The sequence below is a fragment of the Gemmatimonadaceae bacterium genome (assembly GCA_019752115.1).
Classification (GTDB): domain Bacteria; phylum Gemmatimonadota; class Gemmatimonadetes; order Gemmatimonadales; family Gemmatimonadaceae; genus Gemmatimonas.
Window position 1 is genome coordinate 47,607 of record JAIEMN010000016.1, and the last position, 12,182, is coordinate 59,788.

Sequence of the window (12,182 nt, forward strand, 5' to 3'; positions counted from 1 at the left end):
GGTCACTCCTCCTCCTCTTCCTCCTCTCCCGACCAATCGTTGGTTCCCGGCCCGCCGCTCGCGGTTCCCTCGTCACTGACTTTCGCCCTGCGCTTCGCAGCATCCCTCTGAGATCGACATGAGCATCAACGGCATCACTCCCAATCCCCTCGCCAACATCGGGTCGCTCCAGCGGCCGGATGCGGCGCGCCCGAATGGCGCCGCGCAGACGGGCATGGATCGCGCGGCGCAGGCCACACCGAATGCGCGCGCGAATCAGATGGCGTCGCTCAAGCCGCAGACGCCGCTCGCCGCGCCCACGCAGAACAGCGTGCCCGCCGAAGCGCCCGCCGGCACCGATCCGGAACTCTGGAACGTGCTCACGTCCGAAGAGCGGAACTTCTTCGCCAAGACCTCGGCCCTCGGCCCGCTCACGTACGGCCGCTACAAGGCCGCCGTGAATCCGGCGACGCCGCCCGCCGCCCGCGGTGTGCGTCTCGACGTCCGCGCCTGAACCGAACGCCACGAACACGATCCCCTCCGATCATGCAGACTCGTCTCGACCTCCTGACCCGGGCCCTTCCCGACTTCCAGCGCGACAGCGCGGTGTCGAAGCAGGTGCCGGTCATTGCTGAAGGCGAAGGTTCGTTCGGCAACACGCTCACCAAGGCGTTGAACGAAATCTCCGATACGCGCGACAAGGCGTCCGATCTGACGCAGCGCTTCGCCGCCGGCGAAAACGTCGAACTCCACCAGGTGATGGCCGCGACGGAAGAAGCGGGCATCGCGCTGGATATGCTGATCGAGCTCCGGAACAAGGCCGTTGAGGCCTACCGCAGCGTCATCGCCATGCAGTCCTGAGCCCGCGCATGAACTCGTTGATGGATACGCTGATGGGTCGCCTCGGGAGCGGCCGGCAGATCGCGATCATCGCGGTCGCCATCATCACCACGGGCCTGGTCTTCGGCATCTCGCAGTGGGCGACCGAGCCCAACTGGGTGCCGCTCTTCGCCGATATCCCGGTGGAGAAGGTCAAGACCATGACCGACAAGCTCACCGAAGCCGGCATCAAGTTCGAGCTCGACAACGGTGGCACGACGATCAACGTCGCGAGCGCGGACGTGGCGAAGGCGCGCGTGAACCTCGCCGCCGGCGAGATCCCCGGCAGTGGCCGCCCCGGCATGGAACTGTTCGACGGGCAGAACTGGGGCTGGACCGACTTCACGCAGAAGGTGAACTACACCCGCGCCCTCGAAGGGGAGCTCGAGCGCACGATCGGCAAGATGCAGGACGTGAAGAGCGCGAAGGTCCACCTCGCCATCGAAGACGAACAGCTCTTCAAGCAGAACCAGCGCCCCTCCAAGGCGAGCGTCACGCTCGCGATGACCACCGGCCAGCCGCCGCGTGCCGAAATGGTGCGCGGCATCGCCAGCATGGTCGCCAACGCGGTGGGCGGCCTTGACGCGCAGCACGTGGCGGTGATCGACGAGCGCGGCTTCGCCCTCACGATGGATGACGACGGCTCGTCGGTGGGTCTCAGCAGCCGCCAGCTGTCGGTGCAGAAGGAAGTCGAGAGCTACATGCAGCAGAAGGCCGATGCACTCCTCTCGAGCCTGGTCGGCCCGGGGAACGCCCGCGTGCAGGTCTCGGCGGCGATCAACTTCGACAAGGTCGAGCGCACGGTGCAGGCGGTCGATCCCGAGAAGCAGGCGCTCGCCAGCGAACAGAAGGCCGAAGTCGTGCCGGGCACGCCGCAGCAGGGCGCGGGCTACAGCACGGTCGCGAACGCCTACGAGAACTCCAAGAGCGTCGAAAGCTTCAGCGGTGCCATCGGCAACGTGAAGAAGCTCACCGTCGCCGTGCTCGTCGCCGACAAGGTCACGATGCCGGCGCTCGACAGCACGAAGAAGAATGCCGCGCCGGTCGCGCCGACCGTCACGCCGCGCACGCCGGAAGAGCTCGCGCGGATCGAGGCGCTGGTGCGCAACGCCGTCGGCGTCGACTCGACGCGCGGCGATGTGATCACCGTGCAGAGCGCCGAGTTCGATCGCCCCGCCCCGATCGCGGCCAAGGCCGATACCGCGGTCATTGCCGCCGGCTTCGTCGAGAAGCTGCAGGCCAATCCGAAGCCGATCGTCGCGATCGCCGGTCTCGTCGTGGTGCTGATCATCGGCCTCGTGTCGGTGATTCTCCTCCGCCCCAAAAAGAGCAAAAGCGGCGGCCCGGACGCGCTGAGTGCGCCGACGGGCTACCCCGAGCTCCCCGCTAGCACGCAGATGCAGAATGCCATGCAGGCGGCCCTGGAGTCCGGCATGTCGCCCGAAGATCAGGCGGCGTATCAGACGCAGCTCATCGAAGAGCAGCGCCGCGCCATCATCCTGCCGCCGCAGAAGACGACGCCCGAACGCGAGCAGGCCATCGCGACGGTCGATCAACGTCCTGACGCGGCCATCCGTGTGTCCCGCGCCTGGCTGCGGCAGTGAGTGGAACAGCCATGATTTCGTTGCAGAAGCACAACTCGGATCGCTACGCGCCGGAACGCCTGACGGGCCGCCAGAAGGTGGCGATCGTCTGCATGGCGATCGGCACCGAGCACGCGGCCAAGATCACCAGCGGACTCCACCCCGAGGAGGCGGAAATCGTCGCCCTCGAGATGGCGCAGCTCAACAACGTGCCGCCCACCACGGTCGATGCCGTGCTGGCCGAATGGCTCGAGGTGACGCTCGGCGTGGACTCGCTCAACGCCGGCGGCGTGGAATTCGCCAAGGATGTGCTCGAGAAGGCGTTCGGGCCGGCCAAGGCGCAGCAGATCCTCAAGCGCATCCAGGGGCAGCTCGCCGACAGCGATCGCTTCGGCCGCCTCCGGCGCGCCGATCCGCAGCAGCTGGGCAACACGCTGCGCGGTGAGCACCCGCAGACGATCGCCCTCATCCTCGCGCACCTCGATCCGGCGCACGTGGCCGCGATCATCCGCGAGTTTGAACCGACCCTCGGCGGCGATGTGATGTTCCGCATCGCGCGCATGGAGAAGGTCTCCCCCGAAATGATCTCCCTCGTCGAGCGCGCCATCGGCAACGAGGCCGACCTCGCGTTCTCGCAGGGCATGTCGAGCGTGGGTGGCCCGGCCGCCGTGGCCGCGGTACTCAACCTGGTCAGCTCGTCGCTCGAGAAGGAAGTCCTGGACCTGGTGGCGGAGAAGGATCCGCACCTCAGCGACCAGATCAAGAACCTCATGTTCGTGTTCGAAGACCTGTCCACGCTCGACGACAAGTCGCTGCAGCGCCTGCTGCGCGAAGTGGACGTCAAGCAGCTCGCCCTCGCCCTCAAGGCCGCGAGCCCGGACCTCAAGACCAAGATCATGGGCACCATGTCGCAGCGCGCCGTGGCCGGTCTCAAGGAAGAGATGGAGTTCCTCGGGCCCGTCAAGATGCGCGACGTCGAAGCGGCGCAGACGGACATCGTCAGCAAGGTCCGCGCGCTGGAAGAGACGGGCGAGATCGTGCTGAGCGCGGGAACCGACGATGTCATCGTCTGAGATGCGCATGCACGCCACGCCCTGGTCCCTCGACGAGTTCGCCGCCTTCGACGTGTTCGCCACGTCGTCGGTGGCGCCGGCGGGGACGCCGGCGCCCCGCGCCATGACGCCGGACGCCCTCGATGCCGAGATGGACGCGCGCTTTGCCGCCGAGGCGGCGCGCATCGAAGCCGACGCCTACGCCCGCGGTCGCGCCGATGGCGAGCGCGCGGCGCGCGCCACGCTCGACAGCATGCTCGCCAACGCCATGCAGGCGCTCGACGATGCGGTGCAGTCGGTGCAGCTGCACGAGTCGCGCTGGATTGGCAATGCCGAAGAGAATGTCGCCGCCCTCGCGGTGATCGTGGCGCGCCACATCGTGCAGCGCGAGATCGATCTCGAGCCTACGCTCGTGGCGTCGCTCGTGCAGCAGGCGATTGAGCAGTACCCGGTGGACCAGGAGATCTCGGTGCGGTTGCACCCGGAAGATCTCGCGGCCTGCCGTGGCGCGATCACGCAGGATGCGGGCGCCGCCCGGACCGTGCGGTGGATCGCCGATCCCTCCGTCATGCGCGGTGGCTGCCTCGCCGAAGGGCGCGAGCGCATCATCGACGGTCGCGTGGATACGGCGCTCGAGCGCGCGTATCGGAACCTCGCTGGCGTGCAGGCGTCGTGATGGCCGCGCCCGCCTTCGAACTCTCGCCGGTGGATCTCCTCGCCGAGCGTCTGGGCGCCGATCGCTTCGGCTCCTACGGCCGCGTCACGCGCGTCGTCGGTCTCGTCGTGGAAGCGGTCGGTCTCGATGTGGGCCTCGGCTCGCTATGCCGGATCACCTCCCACTCGCGCGATCGCTCCGTGCTCGCCGAAGTGGTAGGGTTCAATGAGCGCAGTGTTCTGCTCATGCCGCTGGGTGAACTCGATGGCCTCCATGCCGGCTCGAGCGTGCAGCCCCTGGGCCGCACCTTCGGCGTGGACGTGGGCCCCGGCCTCCTTGGCCGCGTGCTCAACGGCCTGGGCCACCCGATCGACGGCAAGGGCAAGCTCGACACCGTCGAGCGCGTCTCGCTCTCGGCCGAGCCGCCCAATCCGCTGCTCCGCGAAACGATCGATCGCCCGATGGAAACGGGTGTGCGCGCCATCGATGGCCTGCTCACGATCGGCCGCGGTCAGCGTGTCGGTATCTTCGCCGGCTCCGGCGTCGGAAAGTCGACCATGCTCGGCATGATCGCGCGCCACGCACAGGCCGATGTGAATGTGATCGCGCTGCTCGGTGAGCGCGGTCGTGAAGTGCGCGAGTTCCTCGAGAACTCGCTGGGCGAAGAAGGGCTCGCCCGGTCGGTGGTGATCGTGGCGACCGGTGACCAGGCCGCCCTCGTGCGCGCCCGCGGCGCGCTCGTGGCGACGGCGATCGCCGAGTACTTCCGCGACCAGGGCAAGCAGGTGCTGCTCATGGTGGACTCGGTCACGCGTGTCGCGATGGCGTGGCGCGAGATCGGCCTCGCCACCGGCGAGCCGCCCACCACCAAGGGCTATCCGCCCTCGGTGTTCGCCAACCTGCCGCGCCTCCTCGAGCGCGCCGGCAACGGCGAGCGGGGTGGTATCACCGGCATCTACACCGTCCTCGTGGACGGCGACGATTTCAACGAGCCGGTGGCCGACGCCACCCGCTCGATCCTGGATGGCCACATCGTGCTGACGCGCCGCCTCGCGGCGCAGAACCACTTCCCGGCCATCGACGTGCTCGACTCGAAGAGCCGCGTGAAGGATCACATCACGAACGAGGCGCAGCGGAAGTCGGGGAGCGCGATGCTCCGGCTCGAGGCCGCCTATCGTGAGAAGGAAGATCTCATCATGGTGGGCGCCTACCAGAAGGGGAGCGATCCCTATGTGGACGCGGCCATCACCTATCGCCACAAGGTGCTCGAGTTCCTCCAGCAGCGGCCGGATGAGATCTCGCACTATGGCGATACGTACCAGCAGCTCACGCAAATCGCCGAGCAGATCGAGCTCGCCGTGCGGAGGCGTGCCTGATGTTCAAGTTCCGGCTGCAGCGCATCCTGGAACTCCGGGAGCAGAAGGAGAAGGCGCAGGCGCGTGAACTCGCGTCGGCGCAGCACACCGCGGAACTGGCCGCGCAGACGCAGGAGATGATCGCGGCGATCCGCGAGGACTCCCGTCAGCAGGTGCAGGCAGCGACCGAGTCGGCGCCGCGGGTTGGCCACCTGCATCAGTTCGACTCGGTGCTGAACGCGCTCGATGCGCGCCTCATCGATGCGACCGACGCCGTGGTGGCCGCGGAATCCACGGTGGCCGCGGCGCAGCAGCTCCTCGCCGACGCCGCGCGCGACCGCAAGGTGCTGGATCGCCTGAAGAGCCGTCACGCCGATGCCTGGCGTGCCGACGAAGCCCAGAAGGATCGCCTCTCGATGGACGAGATCGCGCTGACCCGCTTTACCCGCCAACACGACGTCACCTCTGGCGATGCTGCCGGGGCGCCCCCCTCTGACGGACCCGCTCGATGAAGCCGCTGATCATTCCCATTGCCATTGGTCTCCTCGCCGGTCTCGGCGGCGGCACCGGCTACGCCTTCATGAAGGCGTCGCAGGCCGCTGCCCATGCGCCCGCCGACAGCACCGCCAAGCACGATTCCACCGCGCATGATTCCACCGCGGCCGACGGCGAACACGCCGACGGCGAACATGCCGCGGCGACGGACAGCACGGCGGTGGCCGACAGCATGGCCAAGGCCGAGGAACTCCCGCTCACGCCCGCCGACAGCATCCGCGCGCTGGAACTCGCGCGGGCGATGATCCGCTCGGGCAAGGCCGATCCGTCGGCCGCGATGCACGAGCCGGTGACGACCAAGCTTGCCGATGTGAAGCCGGCAGAACATGCCGCCGAACCGGCGAAGACGACCGCCAAGGCGGAACCGATGAAGCCGGAACCCGCGAAGCCGGCGACCAAGATCGAGCCGAAGACGGAAGCGAAGGGGCCGACCGCATCGGCCGCCGCCGTCGTGAAGGATGCGCGTGATGCGGCCATGCACACACCGCTTCCAGAGCAGCGCCTGGCCAAAATCTTCGCCGCGATGGCCCCGAAAGATGCGGCCAAGGTCATGGATCAGATGTCCGACAGCGATGTGCGCGCGATTCTTGCGTACATGGGCGACAAGCAGGCTGGTGCGGTACTGGCGCTGCTCAACCCGTCTCGCGTGGCCAACATTACGCGCGGCGCCGCGAAAGCTCCGGAGAGCAAGTAATGAACGTGGTGTCCATGATGAACCCCCTGCCGCCCGAACGCGCGAGCGTCCGGGAGCAGAACGACACGCCGCGTGACCCGTCTATGGATGTGGCGCCGCGCAGCGCGCGCCGCGAGCCGGCGCGTGCCGCCGGCACCCGGGCCGCGCGGCCGAGCCGCGAGGCCCGCGACGTCCGCGATGCGAAGGCCACCGACGAGGCGACGTCCACGGACGACGCCGGCGAGAAGCGGCCGGTGACCAGGTCGGAGTTCTCGGCGCTGCTGGCGATGCTGGCCGGTGCCGGGGAGCAGGTGCGCAATGATCTCGTGAAGCAGCTGCCCGAAGAAGGCGCGTCGCTGGTCGATCATCTCCTCGAGGAAGCCTCGCAGCAGGGGGGCAACGCCGAGGCGCTGATGTCCGCCGCCGCGACGACGAACGCGACGGCCACGGCGAACGGCAACGCGAACGGCATCACCACCGCCCAGCGCTCCAAGGAAGCGGGCGAGGCGCTCCACTACGGGCTCCTCAAGCTGCTCCCGAATACGGGCGCGGACGCCGGGGATGTCGCCAACTCCGCCGAGCCGCCCGCGTCGAAGGGCAACCTCGATGGCCTGGCCCGCGCCGCGTCGCGCGTGTCGGAGCAGGCGAGCGACCGGAGCCGCGCCCTCGAGGCGATCTCGCGGGTGGCGAGCCAGCGGGGCAGCTCGGTCGAGCAGCTGCTGGCCCTCGGCGATACGCGGGGCGCCGCGGCGCGGCAGTCGCTCGATGCCCTGCTCAACGCCGCCGGCACGCCGGCTGGCGCGCGCCTCGCGGCCCGTGAGCTCATGGCCGCCACGCGCCGCAGCGTCCTCGGTGGAGACGACGCCACGCTCGACGCGATGGCGTCCCTCGAAGCGCTCAAGGCCAAGGCGTCCAAGACGATGGGCGCCTCCGGCGATATCACCGTCGCCAGCAAGGACATGACCGGCATCGCGCCCGAGCTGCAGACCAAGGTGCAGCGCGTCATGGAGCGCATGAAGAATGAGTATGGCCACGACGTGACGATCGTGGAGACGACGCGCTCGCAGGCGCGCCAGGACTGGCTCTATGAGCAGGGGCGCACGCGCGAAGGCAACGTGGTCACCTGGACGCGCGACTCGGCGCACACCCGCGGCGACGCCGTGGACGTGATGATCGACGGCACCTACAACAATCCGGAAGGCTTCGCCCGTCTCCAGCGCATCGCGCGCGAGGAAGGGCTGCGCACGCTCGGCGCGCGCGATCCGGGGCATCTGGAGCTCACGCGGAACGGCGCCGATGCGACCGGGACGCTCCTGGCGAGCGCGCAGAAGCAGGCGCGGGATGCGGCGGCGGCCGATACGGCCAGCCAGCCGTCGGCCCGTGGCATGGCGCGCGTCGCGAGCGTCGCCGGCGTGGCCGGGGTAGCGCAGGTCGCGCAGAGCGCCCGCGATGCGCGTGGTACCGATACTTTCGCGAACAACGGCATCGGTAGCACGGTGAGCGCGTACGCAAGCGCCCAGTCGAACGGCCGTGGCCGGACCGAATCGGATGCGAACGACACCACCGGCAACAGCGCGCGCGAGAAGTCGCCGCGTGGGCTGGCGCTCGGGCGCACGGCGCGCGCCGAGTCGGGCTCGGAGTCGGCCGCGTTCAGCATGAACAGCATGGGCGTCGGTCAGCAGCGCGGCCGCGACGTCGCGGTGAATGCCCCGCAGCACGTGACGGGCAGCGCGCAGGCAGATCGCGTCGCCGACATCCAGCAGATGCGCGCCGACGCGCCCACCGGGCCGCTCTCGCGCATGACGCTGAACGTGGATGGCGCCGATGGCACCGCTGAGCGCATCACGGTGGACGTGCGCGGCTCGACCGTGACCGCGCACATCGCGACCGATGCCGATACGGCCGATCGGCTGCGCCTCCGCACGGCGGAGCTCCAGGATGCGCTGGGCCGTCACGGCCTCGATGGGGATACGGTGCGCATCAGCAGCACCAGCCGCACGCAGGATGGAACAGAATCGGCGCGTGGCCTGACCGGTGAGCGCGATGCGCTCAAGATGGTGGCAACGGCGGCCTCGCAGCAGGACGGCGCCAGCGCGAATGGCCAGCAGGGTCGCGCGCCGCGCCAGTGGGACATGCAGGATGAGACGCGACGCGAGCAGGCGGCCCGCGCGCGCGACGAGCGTGAGCAGCGCTCGCGGCAGGATGCCCAGGACCAGCAGGAGCGCCAGCGCCGCCAGACCTTCTTCACCGGGAACGCGTGATGATTACCTCGCCCACGTCGCTGTTGCCGAAGTACACGGCCGCGACCACGTCCCCCACCACGCCCGCGTCGAATGGCACGACCCCGGCCTCGGGCACGGCGGCGGAGCCGCCGAAGGGCCCGCTGCAGCCGTCGACGTCGGTCAGCAAGACCAAGAACACCATGTCCATGGGGAAGGACCAGTTCGTGAAGCTCCTGGTCGCGGAGCTCAAGAACCAGGATCCGCTCAACCCGATGGACGGCAAGGAGACGGCTGCCCAGATGGCGCAGTTCTCCACCGTCGAACAGCTGATGACGCTGAATGAGACGATGTCGAAGCAGTCGTCGGACTCCGCCGACGTGCTCAAGGCCATCCAGGATCTCAGCAAGACCGCGAGCGATCAGAATGATGCGCTCACGATGATGATCCAGGGTCAGATGGCCGTGAACATGGTCGGCAAGACCGGCGTGGTCGATGGCAATTCGCTCTTCGTCGACCGTGACGGAAACGGCACCTTGCTCGTTGATGCAGGCACGCGCAAGGGCGAAGCCCGCGTCACGATCAAGGATGCCGATGGCAAGGAAGTTGGCACCTTCGGGATCGGCAAGCTGACAGGAGGTCAGCAGGCGATCGATCTCTCGAAGGCGATCGGCCCGGACGCGAAGCTCGCGCCCGGCAAGTACAGCTACACGGTGCAAGTCGCAACGGATGGCGGCTCGTGGCAGGCAGTCAAGACGTACACGACTGGACGGATTACCGGTCTGAAGTACGAAAACGGCAACCCCATCCTGACCATCGGCGACAGCCTGTCGGTTCCGATGTCCCAGCTCACCCAAGTGCGCAGCTGAGCGCGACCCCACCGAGGACACAGACTTATGCTTCGTTCCCTTTATGCCGGCGTTTCCGGCCTGCGCAACAACCAGGTGCGCATGGACGTGATCGGTAACAACATCGCCAACGTCAACACCGTCTCCTTCAAGGCCGGTCGCGTGACCTTCAAGGAAGGCTTCGCGCAGCTCCTGCAGGGCGCGAGCCGTCCGCCTGGCGATCAGGGTGGTATCAACCCGATCCAGATCGGTCTCGGCATGCAGATCGGCTCGATCGACCAGATCTTCAATCAGGGTAATCTCGAGACGACGGGTCTCAACACCGACGTCGCGATCCAGGGTGACTCGTTCTTCGTCGTTCGCAAGGGCAACCAGAGCTACTACACCCGCGCCGGCAACTTCCAGGTCGACGCGTTGGGCCAGATGGTGACGCCGGCCAACGGCTTCATCGTGCAGGGCCGCATGTACGACAACGGCGTCCTGCAGGATGGCATCCAGGACATCAAGCTGCCGTTCGGTCAGAAGGTGTCGGCCAAGCCGACGAGCCAGATGACGCTGGCCGGCAACCTCAATGCCTCGGCGCCGATCTTCCAGGGCAGCTTCGCCAACGCCGCCGATCGCGAGAACCCGATCAACGAAAAGGCGTGGACGGAAACGCAGCTGGCGGTCTACGACTCGCAGGGCACGAAGACCGATGTGAAGATCCAGATGTGGAAGACGGGCCCGAACACGTGGGATTGGAAGCTCGATCCCATCGCCTCGTCGCAGACGTTCACCGCGCAGACGGACGCGAACACGCCGCCCAGTGACATCACGCTGCCGGTGCCGCCGACCGGGTACGAGATCCTGCCGGCCAACGTGAAGGTGTACAGCACCACGGGCGTGGAGTACGCCTCGCCGGCGGACTTCAGCTTCTCCGCCGGCCCGCCGCCGGCCGTGCAGTTCACGAATAACATGCCGGCGAACTCACAGATCAAGATCGGCTACTTCATGAGCCCGACCACGGCCACGCCGAGCGAGAACAGTGGCACGTTCACCTTCGACAACGCCGGTATCCTCAACACGAACATCTCGGCGGCGATCAACTTCGCGGTGCCGGGCGCCAACCCGGTCAAGATCGACCTGAAGCTCAACGGCGGCGTGAACGGTCTCACGCAGTTCGCGTCGACGTCGTCCACCGCGGTGCTCCGCGACCAGGATGGCTACACGGCCGGCACGCTCCAGAACTTCTCGATCGACCGCTTCGGTCTCATCACCGGCTTCTTCACGAACGGCACGACGTCGCCGCTCGCCCGCATCGTCCTGGCCGACTTCAACAACCCGTCCGGCCTCCAGCGCATCGGCGACAACATGCTCCAGGAGTCCGCGAACTCCGGCAGCGCCGTCCTCGGCTTCGCCCTCGAAGGCTCCCAGTCGCAGCTCACCAGCGGCGCCCTCGAAATGTCGAACGTCGACCTGGCGCAGGAATTCACCAACCTGATCGTCGCCCAGCGCGGCTTCCAGGCCAATTCGAAGGTGGTCTCGACCTCCGACGAAATGCTCCAGGAGCTCATGACGGTGAAGCGGTAATCGCTGACTAGCTCGGCAAAACCTGCCGCCCCCCACCCCGGGGGGCGGCTTTTTGCCGCCCGTAACCGAACCCAGAACCCACGACCAAGAACCCGACACCGTCAACTGATCAGCTTTAAGACGTTGCAGGCAAATGACTTAGGAAAATCGTCGGGTTGTTGGTCGCGAATGGCACGGCTGATGCTTTTGTCGGTCTCGTCCATTATCCCCTCGACCGACCTGTCATATGGCCAAGGAAGAAGCCAAACCCGCCGAGCAGCCCGCAGAAGGGGCAGCCCCGGCCAAACCCAAGCTCCCCATCCTCATCGGCATGGTGGCCGTTGGCCTCGCCGTGGGCGGGGGCACCGGCGCGGCCCTTCTGGGTCCCATGGTCGCCAAGAAGATGGGGAAGGTCCCGCCCGCCGCTGAGGCGTCGAAGGGCGGTGAAGGCGAGAAGGCGGCGGCCGGCGAGCATGCCGCTCCCGCGGAAGGCGAAAAGCCGGCCGAAGGGGGCAAGGAAGGCGCGGGAGCCGAAGCACCGGTTCTCATGCTCGACAACCTCGTGCTCAATCCCGCCAACAGCGGGGGCAGTCGCTTCCTCCTCCTGACGGTCGCGCTCGAAGTGAGCAGCGCCACCACCATGGAAGACTTCAAGAAGCGCGACGCCGAGTTGCGCGACATCATCCTGACCGCGCTGGGCACGAAGACGGTGGAGCAGCTCACCGACATCACCATGCGCGAGAAGTTCAAGTCCGAAATTTCCGCGGCCGTGGAATCCCGCTTCGGCAAGAAGACGGTGAAGCGGCTGTATTTCCCCCAGTTCGTCGTCCAGTAAC

General features: G+C 67.6%; 12 protein-coding genes. All 12 read left to right on the plus strand.

Annotated features, from left to right (window positions below; genetic code table 11):
* Window positions 1-118 precede the first annotated feature (118 nt).
* The 12 genes from K2R93_07130 (at window position 119) to K2R93_07185 (ending at window position 12,181) form a co-directional block, all read left to right on the plus strand.
* The gene (locus K2R93_07130; GenBank protein ID MBY0489599.1) at window positions 119-493 is read left to right on the plus strand and encodes a hypothetical protein; all 375 of its coding nucleotides are present in this window, start codon (window positions 119-121) and stop codon (window positions 491-493) included.
* Between the two features lie 32 nt (window positions 494-525).
* Window positions 526-840: a flagellar hook-basal body complex protein FliE gene (fliE, locus tag K2R93_07135; protein MBY0489600.1), complete on the plus strand. Its 315-nt coding sequence runs from the start codon at window positions 526-528 to the stop codon at window positions 838-840.
* An 8-nt stretch (window positions 841-848) separates the two neighbouring features.
* The gene (gene fliF, locus K2R93_07140) at window positions 849-2,462 is read left to right on the plus strand and encodes a flagellar M-ring protein FliF (protein MBY0489601.1); all 1,614 of its coding nucleotides are present in this window, start codon (window positions 849-851) and stop codon (window positions 2,460-2,462) included.
* Between the two features lie 11 nt (window positions 2,463-2,473).
* Window positions 2,474-3,514, plus strand: a complete 1,041-nt coding sequence (fliG, locus tag K2R93_07145) for a flagellar motor switch protein FliG (protein MBY0489602.1) — start codon at window positions 2,474-2,476, stop codon at window positions 3,512-3,514.
* A gap of 7 nt (window positions 3,515-3,521) precedes the next feature.
* Entirely contained in the window at window positions 3,522-4,169 is a 648-nt protein-coding gene (locus tag K2R93_07150; protein MBY0489603.1) for a flagellar assembly protein FliH, read from the plus strand.
* The gene (locus tag K2R93_07155; protein ID MBY0489604.1) at window positions 4,169-5,524 is read left to right on the plus strand and encodes a FliI/YscN family ATPase; all 1,356 of its coding nucleotides are present in this window, start codon (window positions 4,169-4,171) and stop codon (window positions 5,522-5,524) included. The genes K2R93_07150 and K2R93_07155 overlap by 1 nt, the downstream gene beginning before the upstream one ends.
* Window positions 5,524-6,015, plus strand: coding sequence for a flagellar export protein FliJ (fliJ, locus tag K2R93_07160; protein MBY0489605.1), 492 nt, complete (start codon window positions 5,524-5,526; stop codon window positions 6,013-6,015). Before K2R93_07155 ends, fliJ begins: the two co-directional genes overlap by 1 nt.
* The gene (locus K2R93_07165) at window positions 6,012-6,752 is read left to right on the plus strand and encodes a hypothetical protein (protein ID MBY0489606.1); all 741 of its coding nucleotides are present in this window, start codon (window positions 6,012-6,014) and stop codon (window positions 6,750-6,752) included. Before fliJ ends, K2R93_07165 begins: the two co-directional genes overlap by 4 nt.
* The gene (locus tag K2R93_07170) at window positions 6,752-8,992 is read left to right on the plus strand and encodes a M15 family metallopeptidase (GenBank protein ID MBY0489607.1); all 2,241 of its coding nucleotides are present in this window, start codon (window positions 6,752-6,754) and stop codon (window positions 8,990-8,992) included. Before K2R93_07165 ends, K2R93_07170 begins: the two co-directional genes overlap by 1 nt.
* A complete protein-coding gene (locus K2R93_07175) occupies window positions 8,992-9,819 on the plus strand; it encodes a hypothetical protein (protein MBY0489608.1) in 828 nt (275 codons plus the stop codon). Before K2R93_07170 ends, K2R93_07175 begins: the two co-directional genes overlap by 1 nt.
* A 27-nt stretch (window positions 9,820-9,846) precedes the next feature.
* Window positions 9,847-11,367 carry a flagellar hook protein FlgE gene (locus K2R93_07180; protein MBY0489609.1) on the plus strand — a complete coding sequence of 507 codons (1,521 nt, stop codon included), beginning with the start codon at window positions 9,847-9,849 and terminating at the stop codon, window positions 11,365-11,367.
* A 226-nt stretch (window positions 11,368-11,593) separates the two neighbouring features.
* A complete protein-coding gene (locus K2R93_07185) occupies window positions 11,594-12,181 on the plus strand; it encodes a flagellar basal body-associated FliL family protein (protein ID MBY0489610.1) in 588 nt (195 codons plus the stop codon).
* Window position 12,182 lies beyond the last annotated feature (1 nt).

What these genes read in the sequence shown, in the direction of transcription:
- K2R93_07130 (MBY0489599.1), top strand. Translation starts at nt 119, where the DNA reads ATGAGCATCAACGGCATCACTCCCAATCCCCTCGCCAACATCGGGTCG.
- fliE (MBY0489600.1), top strand. Translation starts at nt 526, where the DNA reads ATGCAGACTCGTCTCGACCTCCTGACCCGGGCCCTTCCCGACTTCCAG.
- fliF (MBY0489601.1), top strand. Translation starts at nt 849, where the DNA reads ATGAACTCGTTGATGGATACGCTGATGGGTCGCCTCGGGAGCGGCCGG.
- fliG (MBY0489602.1), top strand. Translation starts at nt 2,474, where the DNA reads ATGATTTCGTTGCAGAAGCACAACTCGGATCGCTACGCGCCGGAACGC.
- K2R93_07150 (MBY0489603.1), top strand. Translation starts at nt 3,522, where the DNA reads ATGCACGCCACGCCCTGGTCCCTCGACGAGTTCGCCGCCTTCGACGTG.
- K2R93_07155 (MBY0489604.1), top strand. Translation starts at nt 4,169, where the DNA reads ATGGCCGCGCCCGCCTTCGAACTCTCGCCGGTGGATCTCCTCGCCGAG.
- fliJ (MBY0489605.1), top strand. Translation starts at nt 5,524, where the DNA reads ATGTTCAAGTTCCGGCTGCAGCGCATCCTGGAACTCCGGGAGCAGAAG.
- K2R93_07165 (MBY0489606.1), top strand. Translation starts at nt 6,012, where the DNA reads ATGAAGCCGCTGATCATTCCCATTGCCATTGGTCTCCTCGCCGGTCTC.
- K2R93_07170 (MBY0489607.1), top strand. Translation starts at nt 6,752, where the DNA reads ATGAACGTGGTGTCCATGATGAACCCCCTGCCGCCCGAACGCGCGAGC.
- K2R93_07175 (MBY0489608.1), top strand. Translation starts at nt 8,992, where the DNA reads ATGATTACCTCGCCCACGTCGCTGTTGCCGAAGTACACGGCCGCGACC.
- K2R93_07180 (MBY0489609.1), top strand. Translation starts at nt 9,847, where the DNA reads ATGCTTCGTTCCCTTTATGCCGGCGTTTCCGGCCTGCGCAACAACCAG.
- K2R93_07185 (MBY0489610.1), top strand. Translation starts at nt 11,594, where the DNA reads ATGGCCAAGGAAGAAGCCAAACCCGCCGAGCAGCCCGCAGAAGGGGCA.